This window comes from Lysobacter concretionis Ko07 = DSM 16239 (genome assembly GCF_000768345.1).
Lineage (GTDB): Bacteria > Pseudomonadota > Gammaproteobacteria > Xanthomonadales > Xanthomonadaceae > Novilysobacter > Novilysobacter concretionis.
This window is the reverse complement of the sequence record NZ_AVPS01000010.1, coordinates 1-21,146: the sequence shown is the minus strand read 5'-3', so window position 1 is coordinate 21,146 and position 21,146 is coordinate 1. Positions and strand designations below refer to the sequence as shown.

The window sequence follows — 21,146 nt, the reverse complement described above, 5'->3', positions numbered from 1 at the left end:
TGTGCCGGGGAGAAACAAGCCGGTTACCAGCTGTAGGAGAAGCGAAGGTTCCAGCGACGTCCGAGCAGGTCGTAGGTCATCGTGTCCGTGTTGGCATCGGTGTAGCTCTGGATGAAAGGCGCGGACTTGTCGAACAGGTTGTCAATGCCGGCCGAGACCTTGATCGCTTTGGTGAGCGAGTAGTCGGCCTGGAGGTTGTGGTAGAAAATATTCCCCACGGATGCGCCGATATCCCCCTTGCTGGCATTGATGTCCTCGGCTTTGCCGATGAACTGGACGGTGTAGTTGCCCGACCAGCGGTCGCCCGTCAGGCCGAAGGTGCCCAGGCCACGCCAATGCGCGTAACTTCCTCTCCCGCCGGTGATCTTCCCGGCATATTCGATCAGGTTCGCGTTCGCATACGGACGGACGCTGTATTCCTTGAGGTAGGACATATCCAGATCGACAAGGGCCTGCAGGCCGCCGATGGGGAATTGCCACACCAATCCCAGATCGACGCCAGAAGCCGTTTCATCTGCAGCGTTCACTGGCCGGCTCGACAGATAGTCGATCTCGCCGGTCACCGGGTTGCGGGTGAAGTTGCTGTCCGAACAGAACGGATGGGCCATTCCTGGCGTGTTGTAGCAGATCGCCAGCTTGGTTGACCCCGCCACACTGGCGACGGCGTTGCTGATATCGATCTTGTAGTAATCCAGGGTCAGGGTCAGGCCGTCGGTGAAGGTGGGCGTCCAGGCCATGCCGACAGTGAGCGTCTTGGCGTCCTCCGGCTTCAGGTCGATGTTGCCACCGCCATAGGTCAGGACCATATTGCCCAGCTGCGTATAGCCTGGCGGCACTCCGTCGGCCTTGCAGTTCTGCGCCACGACCGAAGAAGACGGCATCGAGGACCAGCCGCTGCAGGGATCGGTGGTGGTGAGGTTGCCGGTGGTCACGCCACCGAACAGCTGTGGAATGCTGGGAACGCGGAATGCGGTGGACGTGGTCCCCCTGATCTTGAAGCTGTCGGTCATCTGCCAGTCCAGACCGAGCTTGTAGTTCGTGTCATCGCCGAACAGCTCGTAATCGGAATAGCGAACCGCCGCACTCAGGTCCAGGCGCTGGACCAGCGGCATGTCGGCGAGCAGGGGAACCAGCCATTCGACAAACGCCTCCTTGGCCTTGTATTCGCCGGCAATGATGTCGGCCCGGTTGGTATTGGCGATTCCCTGCTGGGTCAGGATGTCGGGATTGCGCCAGCCCCGTTCCGTGCGCACCTCCACACCTGCTGCCATGCCGACTGTGCCTGCCGGCAGCTCGAACAATTGGCCCGAGACCTTGCCCTGGAAGGCCATCATCGAGTTGCCACCGTTGTTGATTGACTTGTACGTGATGTAGTCGATGGCCTCCTGGGTGAGATCGCCATATCCAAGATAGTCGGCGCACGGGATCGCGGCGCCCGGCGTGGTGCTGCAGCGGCTGCGATCCAGCGTGGCATCGAACCGGTCCAGGTTGACCACGTTGGTGAAGCCGTCCTCTGCGGTGTTGCGTCCGTAGTTCATCGACGCATCCCAGGACCATGTTTCGCCAAAGGCGCCTTCCAGCCCGAGCACTCCACGGAACGTATCCACGTCCTGGAATGCGATGCGCGGACCGGCCTCCTTCAGGTTGCGGCGGATCAGGGTCAGGTCCTGCCCGGTGGGGTTGGTCGGGTGATTCGCGCCGATGCGGATGGTGCGGAAAGTGCCGACCGTGCCCGGTGCCGTCGACTGGTGGGAACTGCGGTTGGTGTAGAGAAATTCGCCATACAGCCGCGTATCTTCGGTGAGGTCGTACTCACCCAGAGCGGTGACGCCATAGCGCTTCACCGGATTGACCGCATTGAGGTAGCCATTGTTGTTGACGTTGTGCTTGCTGCCGTCATACCGCTCATAGGCGTCTCCGTTGCCGCCCGGTGTCTGGTTGAAATTGACCATCGTGCCGTCGGCAAGGACGGCCCGGCCTCCTGTGGTGGCTGAGCTGCCCACGCACACCAGCTCACCCCCTCGCTCGGCCAGGTTGCATGGCGCACGACTGGCCATCGGAACCGCCTTGCTTTCGTTGTAGGTGACGCCCAGCAGGATTGAACCGCGCTCACCGTTCGTCCCGAAGGTCAAATCAGCACTGGTCTCCTCGCCGTCGCCCTGGGCGGTCTGCCCGTACATGACGGCCAGCTTGGCCCCGTCGAACTTTCGCTTGGTGATGATGTTGACGACGCCGGCGACCGCATCGGCGCCGTAGATCGCAGATGCGCCGTCCTTCAAGACCTCGATCCGCTCGATCATGGAAAGCGGGATCGTGTTGAGGTCCACGGCGCTGTTGGCGCCAGTGCCGCCGTTGACCATGCGCCGGCCATTGATCAGGACCAGGGTCCTGGACGCACCGAGACCACGCAGATTCACCTGCGCAGTGCCCCAGCCATCGCCCGTCCAGTACGCACTGGTCTGGCTACCGGCGGACCCCGCTGATGCGGGGATACGCTGCAACAGGGTTTCCACCGAGATCGCACCGGAGCGCTCGATCGCTTCGGCATCGATGATAGAAACCGGACCCACACCTGAAATGGCTGCGCCCTTGATGTTGCTACCGGTCACGGTGACTGAATCCAGCGTGGCCGCCACAGACTTTTCAGCGGCATCAGCGGACTGGGCAGAAGCAGGGGTCGCGATACCGGCGGACAGCAACACGCCGATTACCAGCGCGAGATGGTTGCGCTTACAGAACATGGTGAACTCCCCAAACGGTGATTGTCAGAACTTGTCGGCATGGCTCGGGCCGGCTTTTTGCAGCCGCACCCGCAACTGAAGAAGGCCACCACCCGGGCAGCCTGACAAGATCAACCGATGGGAGGTCGAAAGAGCGAGGACGGTACGCCTCTGCCGGCAGTAGTCAGATCACCGGAGATCGGCACAAAACCGATCCAGGGCGCATCGACAAGCGGAAGACCTCTGGCCAGCGCCAAGGTAACGAAGCCGCATGCACAGTCGCATCCGGTTTCCGTGCAATCGCAATTTTCATGGATGACACCCCGAGAACCAGCCTCGGCATGCTCCGAACCATCCGCCAGAACCGCGACCGGATCCGGCTCGTGACCGGTCGTTCTATGGCCGTCACTGGTGACGTGGGTGTCGTGCCCATGATGCACGGCTCCCGCCGCCATGGCGCTCTTCTGCCACGCCATGGCGCTGCCGTCGAGGCAGAACGCCAGGACGATCAGGCAACGGAGCAGTAGCGGGAGATGGCGCATCGGGAAAGGCGGGATTTCCAGTTGTCTATACCACCAAGTACCACGCCCGTAGCGAAGGTGTCAATCAGATTCCCGATGAACTTTTCCAGACCCCTGCGAATGGTTCCGGCAGGACCTTCCACAGGATGTATAGACATGCCATGCTGAGCTCATGGAAAAGCCACAGCCCGAATACGCAAAGCTGAAACAGTACATCCTCGGGCAGATCACGAGCGGCGTCTGGCCGCCGCACAGCCGGATCCCGAGCGAGAACGATCTGGTCGTCCAGTTCGGTGTTTCGCGCATGACCGTGAACCGTGCGATCCGCGAGCTCAGCGACTCCGACGTGGTCATCCGGGTGCAGGGCGTCGGCACCTTTGTCGCCGTGCCGAAAGTCGAGTCGCCGATGTTCGAGGTCCGCTCGATCCGCGACGATATCCGCGCGCGTGGGCAGCTCCATGTCGTCAACGTCCTGGTACGCGAAACGATCGAGGCGCGGGCGCCGTTGGCACGGGAATTTTCCCTGGCGGCGGGCAGCGAGCTGTTCCATTCACGGCTGCTCCACCTCGCGGACGGCAAGCCCCTCCAGCTGGAGGACCGCTTCGTCAATCCTGCCAGTGCACCGGAGTATCTCGAGGTGGATTTCACCATCGAGACCCCGCACGAATACCTGACCCGCACGGCGCCGCTGGAGCGGACCGAACACACGATCGAAGCCGAGCTGGCCAACAAGGGCACCGCAAAACTGCTGCAGATCAGTCCGGGCGATCCGCTGCTGTCACTGACCCGGCGGACCTGGTCGCGCGGGCGGGTGGCCAGCTTTGTACGTCTTGCACACCCCGCTGCCAGCTACCGCTTCGTTGGCACTTTCCACGTGGGCAACACGCCCCATTCGTAATGGAGTTATCGATGGACACTGGCCTCACTCCGGCCGTTCCGGGCCCGCGCACCGTGCGCAGTCCACGGGGCGCCGCGTTGTCATGCAAGTCATGGCTGACCGAAGCGGCCTACCGGATGCTGCAGAACAACCTGGACCCCGAAGTCGCCGAGCGTCCCGAAGAGCTGGTGGTCTACGGCGGCATCGGCAAGGCGGCGCGCGACTGGGCCAGCTTCGACCGCATCCTGTCTTCCCTGCGGGCACTGGAAGGCGACCAGACCCTGCTGGTCCAGTCGGGCAAGCCGGTGGGCGTATTCCGCACCCATGCCGACGCGCCGCGCGTGCTGATCGCCAACTCCAACCTGGTGCCGCACTGGGCGAACTGGGACCACTTCAATGAGCTCGATCGCAAGGGTCTGATGATGTACGGCCAGATGACGGCCGGCTCGTGGATCTACATCGGCTCGCAGGGAATCGTGCAGGGCACCTATGAGACGTTCGTCGAACTGGGACGCCAGCATTACCAGGGAGACTGGTCGGGCAAGTGGATCCTGACCGCCGGTCTGGGCGGCATGGGCGGTGCGCAGCCGCTGGCCGCGACCTTGGCCGGTGCGAGCAGCATCGTCATCGAGTGCGAGGAGTCGCGGATCGATTTCCGGATGCGCACCCGTTACCTGGACCACAAGGCGCACTCCATCGAGGAAGCGCTGGCGATCGTCGAGAACGCCACCTCGCCGGTGTCGGTCGGCCTGCTCGGCAACGCCGCGGAACTGCTGCCCCGCTTTGTCGAGCTGGCCCGGCAAGGGCGGGCCACGCCAGCGGCGGTCACCGACCAGACCTCGGCGCACGATCTGGTCAACGGCTACCTTCCCGCCGGCTGGTCGACGGCGCAGTGGCAGGCTGCACGCAGCAATGCTTCCGCGCACAAGGCATTGCAGTCGGCTGCCGCCGCGTCGTGCGCCGAACACGTGCGCGCGATGCTCGATTTCCACCGCATGGGCGTGCCGACGATCGACTACGGCAACAACATCCGCCAGGTTGCGCTGGAGCAGGGCGTCGCGGACGCGTTTGACTTCCCCGGCTTCGTCCCGGCCTGCATCCGGCCGCTGTTCTGCCAGGGCAAGGGGCCGTTCCGCTGGGTGGCGTTGTCGGGCGACCCCGAGGACATCTACCGCACCGACGCCAAGGTCAAGGAGTTGTTTCCCGACGATGCCCACCTGCATCACTGGCTCGATCAGGCGCGCGAGCGCATTGCCTTCCAGGGCCTGCCGGCGCGCATCTGCTGGCTCGGTCTGGGCCAGCGCCACCTCGCCGCGCTGGCGTTCAACGAGATGGTCCGCACCGGGGAGCTGAAAGCACCCGTGGTGATCGGCCGCGACCACCTCGACTGCGGCTCGGTGGCCAGCCCGAACCGGGAAACCGAGGCGATGCGCGACGGCTCCGACGCAGTGTCCGACTGGCCGTTGCTCAACGCGATGCTGGCGGTGTCGGGCGGCGCGACGTGGGTGAGCCTGCACCACGGCGGCGGCGTCGGCATGGGATTCTCCCAGCACTCCGGCGTGGTGATCGTCTGCGACGGGACCGAGGAGGCCGACAAGCGCCTGGCTCGTGTGTTGTGGAACGACCCTGCCACCGGCGTCATGCGCCATGCCGATGCCGGCTACGACGAGGCGCTGGCCTGCGCCCGGGACAACCACCTCAACCTGCCCTCGATCAACGGATAGCCGACCCATGCCCATGCTGACCCCCGGACGGATTCCACTGTCCCAGTTGCGCTCCATTGCCAGGCAGTTCGATCCGGTTTCCCTACCGCCGACGGCGAAGAGCCGGGTGGACGAGGCGGCTTGCACGGTCGCGGCCATCGTCGCCACCGGCGCGCCGGCCTACGGGATCAATACCGGATTCGGCCTGTTGGCCAGCATCCACATTCCCTCCGACCAGTTGGAACAGCTGCAGACCAACCTCGTGCGCTCGCATGCCGTCGGCGTCGGGTCCTTGCTGGACGACGACACCGTCCGCCTGATCCTCGCGCTGAAAATCGCCTCGCTCGCGCGCGGGCATTCCGGCGTGCGCTGGGAACTGCTGGAAAGCATGGTCGGGCTGTACAACGCGCAGGTCTGGCCGTGTATCCCGGCCCAAGGCTCGGTCGGCGCATCCGGGGATCTGGCCCCACTGGCCCATCTGACCCTCGCGCTGATGGGCGAGGGTTCGGTCCGCGTCGACGGCGAGGTCATGCCCGCCGACGAAGGCCTGCGCCGTGCCGGCCTCACGCCGATCCAGCTGGGCGCCAAAGAGGGTCTGGCGCTGCTCAACGGCACCCAGGTTTCCACCGCCATCGCACTGGTCGCGCTGTTCCGGGCGGAGCAGGCGTTCGCCGCCGCGGTGCTGGCCGGCGCCTTGACGGTCGATGCCGCCCGCGGCTCGGACACGCCTTTCGACGCACGCATCCACGCATTGCGCGGACAGCCCGGCCAGATCCACGTCGCCGGCCTGTACCGCGACTTGCTCACCGACAGCGCGATCCGTGAGTCCCACCGGACCGGCGACTCCCGCGTGCAGGACCCGTACAGCCTGCGCTGCCAGCCGCAGGTGATGGGCGCGTGCTGGGACCTGCTGGGGCAATCGGCCAACACCCTGTGGATCGAAGCCAATGCGGTGTCCGACAATCCGCTGCTGTTTCCGGACACCGGCGAAGTCCTGTCCGGCGGGAATTTCCACGCCGAGCCGGTCGCCTTCGCGGCCGACCAGATCGCCATCGCGACCTCCGAGGTCGGCGCGCTCTCCGAGCGCCGCATCGCACTGCTCGTCGACGCCCATCTGTCGGGGCTGCCGGCGTTCCTGGTCGCCAACCCGGGCATCAACTCCGGCTTCATGATCGCCCACGTGACCGCGGCGGCACTGGCCAGCGAGAACAAGACCCTGGCGCATCCGGCCAGCATCGACTCGATGCCGACCTCGGCCAACCAGGAGGACCACGTCAGCATGGCCACGTTCGCAGCCCGCAAGGCAGGCGATGTGGCGATCAACGTGCGTCGCATCGTCGCCATCGAATTGCTGGCAGCCTGCCAGGGCATCGATTTCCTGCGTCCGCTGCGCTCCTCCGCCCGGCTCGAACAGGCCTTCGACCTGGTGCGATCCGTCGTCCCCCGATATGACGAGGACCGCTATTTCGCGCCGGAAATCGCCGCCGCCGATACCCTGATCGCCAACGGCCGGCTCGCCGAACTGGTACGCACCGAATTTCCGGATGAGGGGAACTGATTGATGGACAAGTGGACCGGTCGAGTCGACGACGAAGCGGATCCGGAAACCTTCCGCTGGCACCAGATCGTGCGTCCCGTGGAGCGCCACGCCGAGCCGGGCATCGCCCTGCTGGGATTCGCCAGCGACGAAGGCGTGCGCCGGAACCAGGGCCGGACCGGCGCGGCGCAGGGGCCGGCGGCGCTGCGGCAGGCGCTGGCCAGCCTGCCGGTCGCCCATTCGCGCCCGTTGTATGACACGGGCGACATCGCCTGCACCGACGGCGACCTCGAAGGTGCGCAACAGCGCTACGCGGACCGCATGACGGAGCTGCTGGCGGACGGCCACTTCCCGGTCGGCATGGGCGGCGGACATGAAATCGCGTTTGCCAGTTACCTGGGACTGGCAAACAGCTCAGGTGCCGGACGCATCGCCATCGTCAACCTGGACGCGCACTTCGACCTGCGCGACAGCTCCGTCGCCACCTCCGGCACCCCGTTCCGGCAGGCCCTCCGCCACGCCGCGGAACACGGCATCGCGCTGGATTATTTCTGCCTCGGGGTCAGCAAAGCCTCCAACACGCGCCGCCTGTTCCACACCGCCGCCGAGACCGGCACACGGTTCCTGATGGATGTGGACATGACACCGGCCAACGCCGCCGCGCAGGTCGAGCAACTCCTGCAGTGGCTGCAGCCGGCCGACTCGATCTACCTGACCGTCTGCCTGGACGTCCTGCCACATGCGGTGGCGCCGGGTGTCAGCGCCGCGAATCCGCGAGGCGTCACGCTGGAGACGCTGGAACCATTCATCGCCGCCGTCGCGGGAACGGGCCGCTTGAAGCTCTGCGACATCGCGGAACTGTGTCCACCGCTGGACCGGGACAACGTCACGGCCAAGGTCGCAGCGCGGCTGATCCACGGGCTGGCGCAGTGAATCCCCGTTCACCGGTATCCGCACGCTCCCGGTTAGAGTAGCCGGTCATGTCCGCCCGCCTGCTCCTGCGTGTCCTGCTCTGCATCGCCCTGATCCTCAACGGATCGGGACTCGCGGTGGCGGCCACGCAGATGCAGGTGCAGCATGCCGCGATGGCCGCTGCGACATCGGACCCGCTGCCCGCCCCGACCGATCACGCGACCTGCATGGAGCATTCGAGCGCGGCAACGCCCGCGACCGGAGCGCCGTTGTCCGACAACCATTCCGCCACAGCCGATTGCTGCACAGGCACGTCCTGTGATGTCGCCTGCCCGGCCGGGTTGCTGGCGACGCTGACGGCACCGGCCCAGGGATGGCGGATCGCTCCACAGATCCTGGCGGTGCGCCCGACCCTGGCCGACCATCCGGCCCCCGCGCTCCACGACCGCTACCGACCTCCGATCCGCTGAGTCCGGGTGCCGTTGTCCGGCGCCCGCTACCGCCTGCCTGACGACGCGCCCTTGCCGGTGCCGACGCGGCAGAAGGCGACAGGTTCCGTCCTTCCGGCGGAGCCCGACTTTCCCGAATTCACGGAGTGTTTCCATGTCCACCGATTCTTCCGGCCTCCCCCCGGCAGCGCCCTCCCGCCGTCGTTTTGTCACCGGCCTGGCCGTCGGCGGCCTCGCTGCCGGCATGGGGCTCTGGCGCTTGCCGGCGCTGGCCGCCAGCGGCACTCCCCGGCCGTTGCAGACCCTGAGCGGCACCGACTTCGACCTGTCCATCGGCGGCTCGATGGTCGACTTCACCGGTCGCGCGCGTCCCGCCGTCACCGTCAATGGCACGCTGCCGGCCCCGCTGCTGCGCTGGCGCGAGGGCGACACCGTGACCGTGCGCGTGGCCAACCGCCTGCGCAATGCATATTCGTCGATCCATTGGCACGGCATCCTGCTGCCGGCCAACATGGACGGCGTGCCCGGCCTGAGCTTCGACGGCATCGCGCCCGGCGAGACCTTCACCTACAAATTCCAGCTGCAGCAGTCCGGCACCTACTGGTACCACAGCCATTCGATGTTCCAGGAGCAGGCCGGTCTGTACGGCCCGATCATCGTCGAGCCGCGCGCACCGGCGCCTTACCACTACGACCGCGAGCACGTGGTGCTGCTGTCGGACTGGACCGACATGGACCCGGGCGCGCTGTTCCGGCGCATGAAGAAGAACGCCAGCTACGACAACTACTACCAGCGCACCGTCGGCGACTTCGTGCGTGACGCACGCCGCGATGGCCTGTCGGCCACGGTGCAGGACCGCAGGATGTGGGGCCAGATGCGGATGACGCCGTCCGACATCTCCGACATCAACGGCCACACCTATACGTTCCTGATGAACGGCACCGCGCCGGCCGGCAACTGGACCGGCCTGTTCAAGCCCGGCGAGAAGATCCTGCTGCGCTTCATCAACGGCTCGGCGATGACCTATTTCGACGTGCGCATCCCCGGCCTGAAGATGACCGTGGTCGCCGCCGACGGGCAGTACATCCACCCCGTCACCGTCGACGAGTTCCGCATCGCGGTGGCCGAAACCTTCGACGTGCTGGTCGAGCCGGCCGGCGCGGACGCGTTTGCGATCTTTGCCCAGGACATGGGCCGGACCGGCTACGCCCGCGGCACCCTCGCGGTGCGCCAGGGCCTGCAACCACCCGTACCACCACTGGACCCGCGCCCGCTGCTGACCATGGACGACATGGGGCATGGCGGCATGGGGCATGGCGGCATGGATCACGGTGGTATGAATCATGGCGCGATGGACCACAGCAGCATGGGGCATGGAAGCACCAGCCAAGCCGGCACGGACCATGCGGCCATGGGGCACGCCGGCCACGACATGCAGGCCATGGACCACTCGGCCGGCGGCATGCAGCAACACCCCGCCAGTGAGACCGGCAACCCGCTGGTCGACATGCAGGCGATGTCACTGGCGCCGAAGCTGGACGACCCCGGCATGGGACTGCGCGACAACGGCCGCACGGTGCTGACCTACGGCGCGATGAAGAGCCTGTTCGACGATCCGGACGGCCGCGAACCCGGCCGCGAGGTGGAGCTGCACCTGACCGGCCACATGGAGAAGTTCGCCTGGTCGTTCGACGGCCAGAAGTTCGCCGATGTCGAACCGCTGCGGCTCAACTACGGCGAGCGCATGCGGATCGTGCTGGTCAACGACACGATGATGGGCCACCCGATCCACCTGCATGGCATGTGGAGCGACCTGGAGGACGAGAACGGCAATTTCCACCTGCGCAAGCACACCGTCGATATCCCGCCGGGCACCAAACGCAGCTACCGCGTCCGCGCCGACGCCCTGGGCCGCTGGGCCTTCCACTGCCACCTGCTGTACCACATGGAAGCCGGAATGATGCGCGAAGTGAGGGTCGAGGAATGAGCCGTTTTCTTTCTCCCGCCAGCACCGTACTGGCAGCCGCACTGAGCCTGGCCCTGCATGGCGCCGCCATCGCCCAGGATCATCACGGCCATGCCGCGCCCACGCCGGTTGACCACTCGGCAATGAACCACGGCGACGACACCAGCCGGAAGGACACCGACCACACGGGCATGGACCACGCCGTGCATCACCCGGCTCCGGTTCCACCTGCCAAGGCCTCCAGCCACTCGGGCATGGATCACGGCGCGATGGATCACGCCGCAATGGAGCACGGCGGCTCCGATCACGCCGCGCATCAGGCGGTGCCGGCATCGCCTGCCAAGGCTTCCGATCACTCGGGCAAGGATCACGGCACGGTGGATCACGCCGCCATGGGACACGGCAGCACCGACCACGCCGCGCACCAGCCCGCTCCGGCATCGCCGGCCAAGGCTTCCGATCACTCGGGCATGGACCACGGCGCGATGGATCATGCCGCCATGGGACACGGCAGCACCGACCACGCTGCGCACCAGTCCGCTCCAGCATCGCCGGCCAAGGCTTCCGATCACTCGGGCATGGACCACGGCGCGATGGATCACGCCGCAATGGGGCACGGCGCGCCACCACGCACGGAACCGATCACGCCGATTCCGGTGGTGACCGATGCCGACCGCGCGGCCGCCTTCCCGGTACTGAAGCTGCCGATGGCGCACGCGCCCGAGATCAACCACTACGTCGCGTTCAACCGACTGGAAGCGTGGGATGCCGAGCCCGGTTCGGGCGAGCTGTGGGAAGGCCAGGCCTGGGTGGGCAGCGATCTCAACCGGTTGTGGCTGCGCACCGAAGGCGAACGCACCGGCGGCAAGACCGAGTCGGCCCAGCTCGAAGCGTTCTACGGGCGCAGCGTGTCGACCTGGTGGGATGTGCTGGCCGGCATCAAGCACGACTTCAGTCCGGGTGGCTCGCAGACCTGGGCCGCGTTCGGCGTGCAGGGCCTGGCGCCCTACAAGTTCGAGATGAAGGCCACCGCCTACGTCGGCGAATCCGGCCAGACCGCGGCCAACATGGAGGTCGAATACGAGCTGCTGCTGACCAACCGGCTGATCCTGCAGCCGCTGGTCGAGGTCACTGCCTTTGGCAAGGATGACCCGGCGCGCGGCATCGGTTCCGGCCTGAGTTCGGTAGAGGCCGGCGTCCGGCTGCGCTACGAGATCGACCGGAAGTTCGCCCCGTACATCGGCGTCGTCCACGAACGCGCGTTCGGCAACACTGCGGACTTCCGCCATGCCGAGGGCGAGGACACCCGCGATACCCGCGTCGTGGCGGGCGTGCGGATCTGGTTCTGAGGGAAACGACCATGAAGCCTGGAACACGCAAAGCAGTACTTGCCGGCTCGATTTTCCCAGCTGCAGCGATCATTGCCGGCGGAGCGATCTGGTCGGGGGCCTACAACGTGGCCGCCGACGCGCCTCATATCCGCCCCGTCCATGCCCTGCTGGATATTGCAAGGGAGCGATCCATCCGCACACGGGCCAACAGACTTACGGTTCCGATGGGCTTGGGCACGGAAGCCCAGATCCGCGAGGGCGCAGGCAACTACGATGCGATGTGCGTCGCCTGCCATCTGGCTCCCGGGGTATCCCGGACCGAGCTAAGCCGCGGGCTTTACCCCGCCCCGCCCGACCTCACTGCAAACACGGTCGACCAGGCCGAGGCGTTCTGGGTGATCAAGCACGGGATCAAGGCGTCTGGCATGCCCGCCTGGGGCTTGAGCATGGGCGACGAGTACATCTGGAACATGGCTGCGTTCCTGCAGGAGCTTCCGGGTCTCGATGCGAAGGCTTACCACGATCTGGTGGCCAGCAGTGGGGGTCATTCACACGGTGGCGGCGAGACCAACCTGCATGGTGAAGCGGGCGGTGCTGATCACCACGCCGGCGACGCACACGGCGACGGAAATGAAGCCGGCGGGCATCACGACATGGAGAACATCCACCATGGCGCTGCCCAACCCGATCCCCACGACGGCCGGGGGCCAGAGCATCGACAGCCACCCACTGCCAAGAAGGTCCCGAACGACGCAACTGCGCCCGAAGCGCCCGGCCCCGACGACCATGCCGATCATGATCACCAGCACTGAGTGAAGCACGGCCTTCCACAAGGCCCCCATCGTTCGCCCAGCGGCCGTCGTGTCAAGCCAATCACCGAGTACTACCCATGAAACGCAATCAACCCATCTTCGTCATCCTCGCGCTGGCCTCTGCATATGCACTTACGGCATGTGCCGGTGCACCTGATGGCGGTGTCGCCAGCAGGTCGTCTTCGACACCTGCACTCGCAACCCACTCCGCCTTGGACGCCCCCGGACAAAGTCCGGTACCCGCCCAGCCAGCCCTGCCTTTGATGGTCGTCAGCAAGAGCCCCAACTGCGGCTGTTGCCAGTTGTGGGTGGAGCACATGGAACACGCCGGTTTCACGATCCAGGTCGTGAATACCGACAACGTGAATGCGATCAAGGAGCGGGTGGGCATTCCGTATGGCAAGGGCTCCTGCCACACCGCGGAAGTGGATGGCTATTTCGTCGAGGGGCATGTTCCGGCGGATGACATCAAACGCCTGCTGACCGAGCGGCCCGAGGGCAAGGGGCTGGTCTTGCCGGGCATGCCGGCCGGCTCACCGGGAATGGAACTGCCCGATGGCCGCGTCCAGCCCTATGTCGTCGAGCTCGTCGCCCGCGACGGCGCCACGTCCGCGTTCGCTCACCACGCGGATTGACGCACTGCTCCAGCGCCAGCCATTGCCATCGTCACGGGAGGATGCATGAACACCAACCATCACCATACGGACGCCAACAACGGCGGGAATCACACTCACGCCACTGAAGGAACCACCGTGGCCGATCCGGTTTGCGGCATGCAGGTCGACCCTGTCCAGACCGCCCATCACGCCGTGCATGACGGGGTAACGCACCACTTCTGCTCGGCGCGTTGCCTGGAACACTTCGAGGCGGATCCGGCCAGGTATCTGGCCCCGCGATCCGACGACGCTCCCGTGCAGGCACCGGCGGGGACGATCTACACCTGCCCGATGCACCCTCAGATCCGCCAGCAAGGCCCCGGCATCTGCCCGATCTGCGGCATGGCGCTGGAACCGGAAATGCCGGGGCTGGACGACGGGGACAATCCCGAGCTGCGGGATTTCAGCCGCCGCTTCTGGTGGACTTTGCCAGCCACCGTAGTGGTAACGGTGCTGGCGATGTTTGGTCACTATTTTCCGCAGTTGCCGGTGGTCACGCGGACCTGGATCGAACTGGTACTGGCCCTCCCGGTGGTGCTGTGGGCAGCCGCACCGTTCTTCGTCCGCTGCGTGCAGTCGGTCCGCAACCTCAGTCCCAACATGTGGACCCTGATCGGCATCGGCGTCGGTGCGGCGTTCGGCTACAGCGTCGTCGCCACCGTCGCACCGGAGCTGTTCCCGGCGTCATTCCACCAGCACGGCCGCGTCGGCGTCTACTTCGAGGCCGCCGTGGTGATCGTTTCGCTGACCCTGCTTGGCCAGATGCTGGAGCTGCGTGCCCGCTCGAAGACCTCGACCGCGCTGAAAGCCCTGCTGGGGCTCGCACCCAAGACTGCGCGCCGCCTGCGCGACGACGGCAGCGAGGAGGATGTCGAGCTCGGCCACGTCCATGTCGGTGACCGCCTGCGGGTGCGTCCCGGTGAAAAGGTGCCGGTGGACGGCGAAGTGATCGAAGGCCGCTCCCATGTCGACGAGTCGATGCTGACCGGCGAGCCGATCCCGGTCGAGAAAACCATCGGTTCCAGCGTGATCGGCGCAACCCTCAACGGCACCGGCAGCCTGGTGATCCGGGCGGAAAAAGTCGGTTCGGCAACGGTGCTGTCGCAGATCGTGCAACTGGTCGCGCAGGCGCAACGCTCGCGCGCACCGATGCAGCGCATGGCCGACAAGGTGGCTTTCTGGTTCGTACTGGCGGTGCTCGCGATCGCCGTCACGACCTTCTTCGTGTGGGGATTGTTCGGCCCGGAACCGTCATGGACGTTCGCTGTTCTCAACGCGATCTCGGTGCTGATCATCGCCTGCCCCTGCGCGCTGGGACTGGCCACGCCGATGTCGATCATGGTGGCGACCGGCCGGGCCGCCGGCGAGGGCGTGCTGTTCCGCGATGCCGAGGCGATCGAGAACCTGCGCAAAATCGACACCCTGATCGTGGACAAGACCGGCACGTTGACCGAGGGCCGCCCAACGTTCCACACCGTGTTGCCGGCCGAGGGTTTCAGTGCGGAAGAAGTGCTGCGCCTGGCGGCCAGCCTCGACCAGGGCAGCGAGCATCCGCTGGCCGACGCGATCGTCGCGGAAGCCCGCCGTCGTGATCTGACGCTGGAAACGCCGGAAAGCTTCGAATCGGCCACCGGCATTGGCGTACGCGGCAAGGTCGGAGGCGCCACCCTGGCGATCGGCAATACCGCGCTGATGGACGAGGTCGAGGTAGACGCCTCGGTGCTTTCCATCCCGGCCGAGGAGCTGCGACGGGCCGGCGCCAGCGTGATGTATCTGTCGGTGGACGGCCTCCTGGCCGGCCTGCTTGCGGTGTCCGACCCGATCAAGGCGACCACCGCAGACGCCATCGCATCGCTGCACGCTGCGGGCCTGAACATCGTGATGGCCACCGGCGACGGCGTCACCACGGCGCATGCGGTCGCCCGCACGCTGGGCATCGACGAAGTCCATGGCGAGGTCCGCCCGCAGGACAAGATCGACCTGGTGCGGGAGCTGCAGGCCAAGGGCCACCGGGTCGCGATGGCGGGCGACGGGATCAACGACGCCCCCGCGCTTGCCGGCGCGGATGTCGGCATCGCGATGGGCACCGGCACCGACGTGGCGATGTCGAGCGCGCAGGTGACGCTGGTGAAGGGCGACCTGCGCGGCATCGTGCGGGCCCGGTCGATCTCCAGCGATACCGTCGCCAACATGAAGCAGAACCTGGGCTTTGCGTTCCTCTACAACGCACTGGGCGTGCCAGTCGCAGCCGGTGTGCTGTACCCGCTGACCGGCCTGTTGCTGAGCCCGATGATCGCCGCCCTGGCGATGAGCCTGAGCTCGGTGTCGGTGGTCGCCAATGCGTTGCGGTTGGGCCGGAAGCGGCGGGGTTGACGGTGCAGCGGATGGGACATGCCGCCACCTGCGGAAAGCACTCCATGAATTGACCTGGATCAAGGCGCAGCCAGCGCGTCGCACCTACCTTCGGATAGTCCATGAAACCCTCCCGCCACCAGCGTCTGCGCCAACGGATCACGATCTTCACGATCCTGGCGCTGCTGTGGTCGCAGTTCGCGCTGGCGGGGCATCCGGCCGCCTCGATGGCATTCGCGGCACTGGATGCCGGCCCACCCGCCGGACTGGAGCATGGCTGCCAGCACCCCACACCGTCCGACGACACGCCGTCCGACGACACGCCGTCCGACAACGCAACAGTCTGCGAGCCCCACTGCAGCCAGGGCGACCAGAGCCGGGATATCACCCGCATCCCGCCCGTTCCTGCTTCCCTGCCGGCTCCGGTCTATGCGATCGCCTTGATCGCGGCGCCGGTAGACCACACCGCGATCTACCACGCCACGCCGCTGGTGGTGTCGTGGAACCGGCCTACGCTGCACCCCGCCAGCATCCTGTTGATCTGATACCGACCGAGGTCCGTCGGGCGCTTCGCTGCGCCTGACACCACTTCCGTCGGCGCTGCCGTTTCCGTACGGCAAGTCGCTTCCGCAAGCCCTGCCGCCTTCCGTCGACGGCGGCCCTGGCAAGGCAGAGACATGACTTCTCCAGATCCGAATCCGCACGGCGTCCGCTCCCGGGCGTCAGTGCGACCGCGCAGCCCGGCACCCGGCACGCGCTCCCGACAATCACATCCGCTCAAGACGCTGGCGCTGGGCATGGCCCTGGCGCTGCCATTCGCCGGCTACACCGCCAACACCTTCGCGGCGGAGCCGGAAGCCCCCGGCGGCGACATCGCCTCGATCCGCCACTGGCTGGTCGACCACAACCCGCAACTGCGCGCCCTGCAGGCCGAGGCCGAGGCGGCCGAAGCGCTGATCCTGCCCGCCGCCGCCCTGCCCGACCCGATGGCGACGGTGGAATGGCAGGGCATCGACCCCGCCAACCCCAACGTGCTGCCCGCCAACGTGGGGGCCACCAGCTACATGCTGGAGCAGACCTTCCCGCTGTGGGGCAAGCGTGGTCTGTCGCGCGACATCGCCCGTGAGCAGGCCCGAGCGGCCGGTCACGGGCACGACGCCGCCGCGCTGGAACTGCTGGCGGACGCCGAGGATGCCTACGTCCGCTACTGGCATGCGCGCGAAGCCACCGTGGTCATCGACCGGCTGATCGGATTGCTGGAACAGGTGGAGGAAATCGCCGGGGTCCGCTACGCGTTGGGCCTGGCCGCCCAGCAGGATGCGATCCGCGCCCAGGTCGAACGCACCGCGATGCAGCGGCAACGGTTGGAGCGCCAGGCATTGCGGCGCGAAGCCGCATCGACATTGAATGCCCTGCTCGGCCGCCGCGCCGATGCACCGCTGGCCGAGCCGGTTTCCGCTCCCGCCCTGGCCATTGGGGAAGGCGCGTTCGACACCGCCCGCGAGCGGATTGCCTCGGGCAGCCATCCCGCCCTGCAGGCCGGCACCGCGCTGGCCGCCGCGGCCAACCGCAACGCCGAACTGGAGCGGCGCAAGCGGTTGCCGGACATCACCCTCGGCGTCGGGGTCATGCAGGCCGGCCATCGCGTCGACAGCTACGCGCTGTTGCTGCAGGTGGAGATCCCGTTTCAGCAGCAGGCACGGCGCGGGCGTGAAAACGCATCGCGGCTGCTGGAATCTGCCGCGCTGGCACGCACCGAAGCCGCACAGACCGAGCTGGAGGGCCGCCTCGGCAGCGCCCGGGGACGCTGGCTGGGTGCGCGCGAGCAGCGCGAACTGATCGAACAGACCCTGCTGCCGCAGTCGGACGCGAACTTCCAGTCGGCGCTGGCGAGCTATCAGGTCGGCGAAGTCGATTTCGCAACCCTGCTGGAAGCCCTGCGCGAATGGCAGGGCGCCGACCTGGCCCGGGTGGATGCCACCCGTGACGAACTTCTGGGCGCCGCCGCCGTGCGCGCCATCAGCGGAGATACCCCATGAAAACCTCCCATTGGCTCACCGGCCTCGCCGTGGTCCTGCTCGCCCTTGCTGCCGGCTGGTGGGGCGGCCGCCACTTCCGTTCCGATGCACCCTTGCCGTCAGCGGCCGATGGTGCCGAGCAGCCCCGCAGGATCCTCTACTACCGCAACCCGATGGGCCTGGCCGACACCTCGCCGGTGCCCAAGAAGGACTCGATGGGCATGGACTACCTGCCCGTCTACGAAGGCGGGGAAGCGCCCGCCGCGCCGGGCACCGTGGTGCTGTCGCCGGAGAAGGTGCAGAAGCTGGGTGTGCGCACCGAAGCCGTCCGCGCGCAGGCCCTGTCGCCGAGCATCCGCGCCAGCGCCACCGTGCAGGTCGATGAGACCCGCCAGTACGCGATCGCACCGAAGTTCGAAGGCTGGGTCGAGCAGTTGCATGCCAACCAGACCGGCATGGCGGTGCGGCGGGGCCAGCCGCTGCTGTCGGTGTACAGCCCCGAACTGCTCGCCGCACAAAACGAATACCGGGTCGCCGACGACGCCGCCAGAAAGCTGGCCGCGGGCGATGCCGCCAGCGCCGCCACGATGACCCGCCTGCGTGATGCCGCCCGTCAACGCCTGAAGAACTGGGGTATCGACACCACCCAGTCAGCAAACGGCGCACACGGGGATGCGGGCAGTCTGGTGATCCGTTCGCCCGCCGACGCTGTGCTGATCGAAAAACCGATCGTGCAGGGTGACCGCTTTGCCGCCGGCGACACCATCCTTCGCCTGGCCGACCTGTCGACGGTGTGGCTGATCGCCAACGTACCGGCCACCAGCGCCGGGCTGGTATCGGTCGGCCAGCAGGCCCGCTTCCAGTCGCCGTCTTTGCCGGGTCGCAGCTTCGAGGGCGAAGTCGCCTTCATCCAGCCGGTCATCGACCCGCAGACGCGCACCCTGGCGGTGCGGGTGGCGTTGCCGAACCCCGACGGCAGCCTGCGTCCCGGCCTGTTCGGCGATGTCGTGCTGAGCCGGGACAGCGCCGGCGAAGCGCTGACCGTTGCACGTTCCGCGGTGCTCGACAGCGGTGTGCGGCAGGTGGTGCTGGTGCAGGTCGGCGAGGGCCGCTTCGAGCCACGGGACGTGGTTCTGGGCGAGCGCTCGGGCGACCGGGTCGAGGTGCGCGAAGGCCTGCACGAAGGTGAGCGCGTGGTGGTGTCGGCCAATTTCCTGATCGACGCCGAGAGCAACCTGCAGGCCGCGCTGGAGGCACTGACGGCCTCGCAGGCGCATGACGCAGGCGATACCGGCTCGGGCTCGCCCATGCCGGCGGAAATCGCCGCTCAGGACGCTCACCAGCACGAAACGCCACCGGCCTCCGAGCCCGCAGCCGACGCGGACGCCTCCCACGACTCGCACGCGATGGAGCACTGACATGCTGGCGCGTCTTATCGAATGGTCCGTCCGCAACGTCTTCCTGGTGCTGGTGATGGCCATCGCCGTGACCGGCGGCGGCATCTACGCACTGCTCAACACACCGCTGGATGCCCAGCCGGACCTGTCCGATGTGCAGGTCATCGTCTACGCCGACATGCCGGGGCAGGCCCCGCAGGTGGTCGAAGACCAGGTGACCTACCCGCTGTCGACCGCGATGCTCGCCGTCCCCCACGCCAAGGTGGTCCGCGGCATCTCGATGTTCGGCGCCTCCTACGTCTACGTGATCTTCGAGGACGGCACCGACATCTACTGGGCCCGCGCGCGCGTGCTGGAATACCTCAACACCGCGTCCAAACAGATGCCCGCCGGGGTGACGCCGACGCTCGGGCCGGATGCGACCGGCGTGGGCTGGGTGTACCAGTACGTCCTGCAGGGCAAGCAGAAGTCCCTCGACGAACTGCGCGCCATCCAGGACTGGTATGTCCGCTACCAGTTGACCAAGGCACCCGGCGTGGCCGAGGTCGCCAGTGTCGGCGGCTTCGTCCGCGAGTACTCGATCACCGTCGACCCGGGCAAGCTGCGCCAGTACGGCGTGCCGCTGTCGCGGGTCTCCGAGGTGGTCGCGCAGAGCAACCGCGACGTCGGCGGCCGGGTCATCGAGATGACCGAAACCGAGTACATGATCCGCAGCCGCGGCTATCTGCGCGGGATCGATGACATCGAGAACCTCGTGCTCAAGAGCGACGCCGGCACGCCGGTGCTGGTCGCCGATATCGCCCACGTCGAGCTGGTCCCGGCGGAGCGGCGCGGTATCGCCGAACTCGATGGCGAAGGTGAGGTGGTCGCCGGCATCGCCATCGCCCGCTACGGCGAGAACGCGCTTGCCGTCATCGAGGGCCTGAAGGAGAAGATGGCCGAGATCCAGTCGGGCCTGCCGGAAGGCGTCAGCCTGCAGACCGTGTACGACCGCTCCGAGCTGATCCAGGAGGCGATCGCCACGCTGCGCACCACGCTGATCGAGGAAAGCCTGATCGTCGCGCTGGTGTGCATCCTGTTCCTGTTCCACGTCCGCAGCGCGCTGGTCGCGATCGTGATGCTGCCGGTCGGCGTGCTCATCGCGTTCATCGCCATGCGCGCGCTGGGCATGAACTCCAACATCATGAGCCTGGGCGGCATCGCCATTGCGATCGGGGCGATGGTCGACGCGGCGATCGTGATGATCGAGAACGCGCACAAGCACATCGAACACAGCGACGGCAGCCGCTCGCACCGGCAGCTGATCATCGACGCCTGCCGCGAAGTCGGGCCGCCGCTGTTCTTCAGCCTGCTGATCATCACCGTGGCGTTCCTGCCGGTGTTCGCGCTGGAAGACCAGGAGGGCCGGCTGTTCAAGCCGCTGGCATTCACCAAGACCTTCGTCATGGCCGCCGGCGCGCTGCTCTCGGTCACGCTGGTGCCGGTGCTGATGCTGCTGTTCGTGCGTGGCAAGATCCTGCCGGAGAAGAAGAACCCGGTGAACCGGTTCCTGATCGCGATGTACCGGCCGGTCATTGCGGTCGTGCTGCGGCACAAGACCGCGACCCTGGGCATCGCCGCGCTGGCACTGGTGCTGACCCTGTGGCCGGCGTCCCGGCTCGGCAGCGAGTTCATGCCGACCCTCAACGAAGGCACCCTGCTGTACATGCCCGCGTCGCTGCCCGGAATGTCGGTGACCAAGGCCGCCGAACTGCTGCAGCAGCAGGACCGGATCATCAAGACGTTTCCCGAGGTGGAATCGGTGTTCGGCAAGGCCGGCCGTGCGCTGACCGCGACCGATCCGGCACCGCTGGAGATGTTCGAGACCGTCATCAACCTCAAGCCGGAAAAGGCAT

At 66.8% G+C, this 21,146-nt stretch carries 16 protein-coding genes; 14 read left to right on the top strand and 2 right to left on the bottom strand.

Annotation, left to right across the window (positions count from 1 at the left end; genetic code table 11):
* Positions 1 to 23 precede the first annotated feature (23 nt).
* Together N792_RS12045 and N792_RS14055 are read right to left on the bottom strand one after the other, a co-directional pair.
* Positions 24 to 2,741, bottom strand: coding sequence for a TonB-dependent receptor (locus tag N792_RS12045; RefSeq protein ID WP_036195612.1), 2,718 nt, complete (start codon positions 2,739 to 2,741; stop codon positions 24 to 26).
* A 110-nt stretch (positions 2,742 to 2,851) separates the two neighbouring features.
* On the bottom strand, positions 2,852 to 3,262 hold the full coding sequence (locus N792_RS14055; RefSeq protein WP_156969408.1) for a CopL family metal-binding regulatory protein: 411 nt from the start codon (positions 3,260 to 3,262) through the stop codon (positions 2,852 to 2,854).
* Positions 3,263 to 3,413: 151 nt separating this feature from the next.
* Here N792_RS14055 and hutC point away from each other — a divergent pair, with 151 nt between their 5' ends.
* From hutC to N792_RS11970, 14 genes are all read left to right on the top strand, one after another.
* On the top strand, positions 3,414 to 4,139 hold the full coding sequence (gene hutC / locus N792_RS12035) for a histidine utilization transcriptional repressor HutC (protein ID WP_036195608.1): 726 nt from the start codon (positions 3,414 to 3,416) through the stop codon (positions 4,137 to 4,139).
* Between the two features lie 11 nt (positions 4,140 to 4,150).
* A complete protein-coding gene (hutU, locus tag N792_RS12030; RefSeq protein WP_036195768.1) occupies positions 4,151 to 5,842 on the top strand; it encodes a urocanate hydratase in 1,692 nt (563 codons plus the stop codon).
* A gap of 7 nt (positions 5,843 to 5,849) precedes the next feature.
* A complete protein-coding gene (hutH, locus tag N792_RS12025) occupies positions 5,850 to 7,379 on the top strand; it encodes a histidine ammonia-lyase (RefSeq protein WP_036195606.1) in 1,530 nt (509 codons plus the stop codon).
* A 3-nt stretch (positions 7,380 to 7,382) separates the two neighbouring features.
* Positions 7,383 to 8,291, top strand: coding sequence for a formimidoylglutamase (gene hutG / locus N792_RS12020; RefSeq protein ID WP_036195602.1), 909 nt, complete (start codon positions 7,383 to 7,385; stop codon positions 8,289 to 8,291).
* Between the two features lie 47 nt (positions 8,292 to 8,338).
* Positions 8,339 to 8,740, top strand: coding sequence for a CopL family metal-binding regulatory protein (locus N792_RS12015; protein ID WP_036195600.1), 402 nt, complete (start codon positions 8,339 to 8,341; stop codon positions 8,738 to 8,740).
* 133 nt (positions 8,741 to 8,873) lie between these two features.
* A complete protein-coding gene (locus N792_RS12010) occupies positions 8,874 to 10,706 on the top strand; it encodes a copper resistance system multicopper oxidase (RefSeq protein WP_036195599.1) in 1,833 nt (610 codons plus the stop codon).
* Between the two features lie 248 nt (positions 10,707 to 10,954).
* Complete coding sequence (locus N792_RS12005) at positions 10,955 to 12,034, top strand: copper resistance protein B (protein ID WP_198025598.1); 1,080 nt, start codon at positions 10,955 to 10,957, stop codon at positions 12,032 to 12,034.
* Positions 12,035 to 12,045: 11 nt separating this feature from the next.
* Entirely contained in the window at positions 12,046 to 12,828 is a 783-nt protein-coding gene (locus tag N792_RS13870) for a c-type cytochrome (protein WP_084105793.1), read from the top strand.
* A 263-nt stretch (positions 12,829 to 13,091) separates the two neighbouring features.
* Positions 13,092 to 13,463 (top strand): DUF411 domain-containing protein, encoded by a 372-nt coding sequence (locus N792_RS11995; RefSeq protein WP_036195597.1) that lies wholly within the window; start codon positions 13,092 to 13,094, stop codon positions 13,461 to 13,463.
* Between the two features lie 45 nt (positions 13,464 to 13,508).
* Entirely contained in the window at positions 13,509 to 15,857 is a 2,349-nt protein-coding gene (locus N792_RS11990) for a heavy metal translocating P-type ATPase (RefSeq protein ID WP_084105791.1), read from the top strand.
* A gap of 101 nt (positions 15,858 to 15,958) precedes the next feature.
* On the top strand, positions 15,959 to 16,381 hold the full coding sequence (locus N792_RS11985; RefSeq protein ID WP_036195595.1) for a hypothetical protein: 423 nt from the start codon (positions 15,959 to 15,961) through the stop codon (positions 16,379 to 16,381).
* Positions 16,382 to 16,633: 252 nt separating this feature from the next.
* Entirely contained in the window at positions 16,634 to 17,875 is a 1,242-nt protein-coding gene (locus N792_RS11980) for a TolC family protein (protein ID WP_036195590.1), read from the top strand.
* Complete coding sequence (locus N792_RS11975) at positions 17,872 to 19,272, top strand: efflux RND transporter periplasmic adaptor subunit (protein ID WP_052104067.1); 1,401 nt, start codon at positions 17,872 to 17,874, stop codon at positions 19,270 to 19,272. Before N792_RS11980 ends, N792_RS11975 begins: the two co-directional genes overlap by 4 nt.
* Before the next feature lies 1 nt (position 19,273).
* Positions 19,274 to 21,146: efflux RND transporter permease subunit (locus tag N792_RS11970; protein WP_036195588.1), on the top strand; the 1,873-nt coding region annotated here is incomplete at its 3' end.

Excerpts from the sequence above, each read along its gene's own strand:
- N792_RS14055 (WP_156969408.1), bottom strand. The coding sequence starts at position 3,262 with ATGCGCCATCTCCCGCTACTGCTCCGTTGCCTGATCGTCCTGGCGTTC.
- N792_RS12005 (WP_198025598.1), top strand. The coding sequence starts at position 10,955 with ATGGATCACGCCGCAATGGAGCACGGCGGCTCCGATCACGCCGCGCAT.
- N792_RS11990 (WP_084105791.1), top strand. The coding sequence starts at position 13,509 with ATGAACACCAACCATCACCATACGGACGCCAACAACGGCGGGAATCAC.
- N792_RS11985 (WP_036195595.1), top strand. The coding sequence starts at position 15,959 with ATGAAACCCTCCCGCCACCAGCGTCTGCGCCAACGGATCACGATCTTC.
- hutC (WP_036195608.1), top strand. The coding sequence starts at position 3,414 with ATGGAAAAGCCACAGCCCGAATACGCAAAGCTGAAACAGTACATCCTC.
- N792_RS13870 (WP_084105793.1), top strand. The coding sequence starts at position 12,046 with ATGAAGCCTGGAACACGCAAAGCAGTACTTGCCGGCTCGATTTTCCCA.
- N792_RS11975 (WP_052104067.1), top strand. The coding sequence starts at position 17,872 with ATGAAAACCTCCCATTGGCTCACCGGCCTCGCCGTGGTCCTGCTCGCC.
- hutG (WP_036195602.1), top strand. The coding sequence starts at position 7,383 with ATGGACAAGTGGACCGGTCGAGTCGACGACGAAGCGGATCCGGAAACC.
- N792_RS12045 (WP_036195612.1), bottom strand. The coding sequence starts at position 2,741 with ATGTTCTGTAAGCGCAACCATCTCGCGCTGGTAATCGGCGTGTTGCTG.
- N792_RS11980 (WP_036195590.1), top strand. The coding sequence starts at position 16,634 with ATGGCCCTGGCGCTGCCATTCGCCGGCTACACCGCCAACACCTTCGCG.
- N792_RS11995 (WP_036195597.1), top strand. The coding sequence starts at position 13,092 with ATGGTCGTCAGCAAGAGCCCCAACTGCGGCTGTTGCCAGTTGTGGGTG.
- hutH (WP_036195606.1), top strand. The coding sequence starts at position 5,850 with ATGCCCATGCTGACCCCCGGACGGATTCCACTGTCCCAGTTGCGCTCC.
- hutU (WP_036195768.1), top strand. The coding sequence starts at position 4,151 with ATGGACACTGGCCTCACTCCGGCCGTTCCGGGCCCGCGCACCGTGCGC.
- N792_RS12010 (WP_036195599.1), top strand. The coding sequence starts at position 8,874 with ATGTCCACCGATTCTTCCGGCCTCCCCCCGGCAGCGCCCTCCCGCCGT.
- N792_RS12015 (WP_036195600.1), top strand. The coding sequence starts at position 8,339 with ATGTCCGCCCGCCTGCTCCTGCGTGTCCTGCTCTGCATCGCCCTGATC.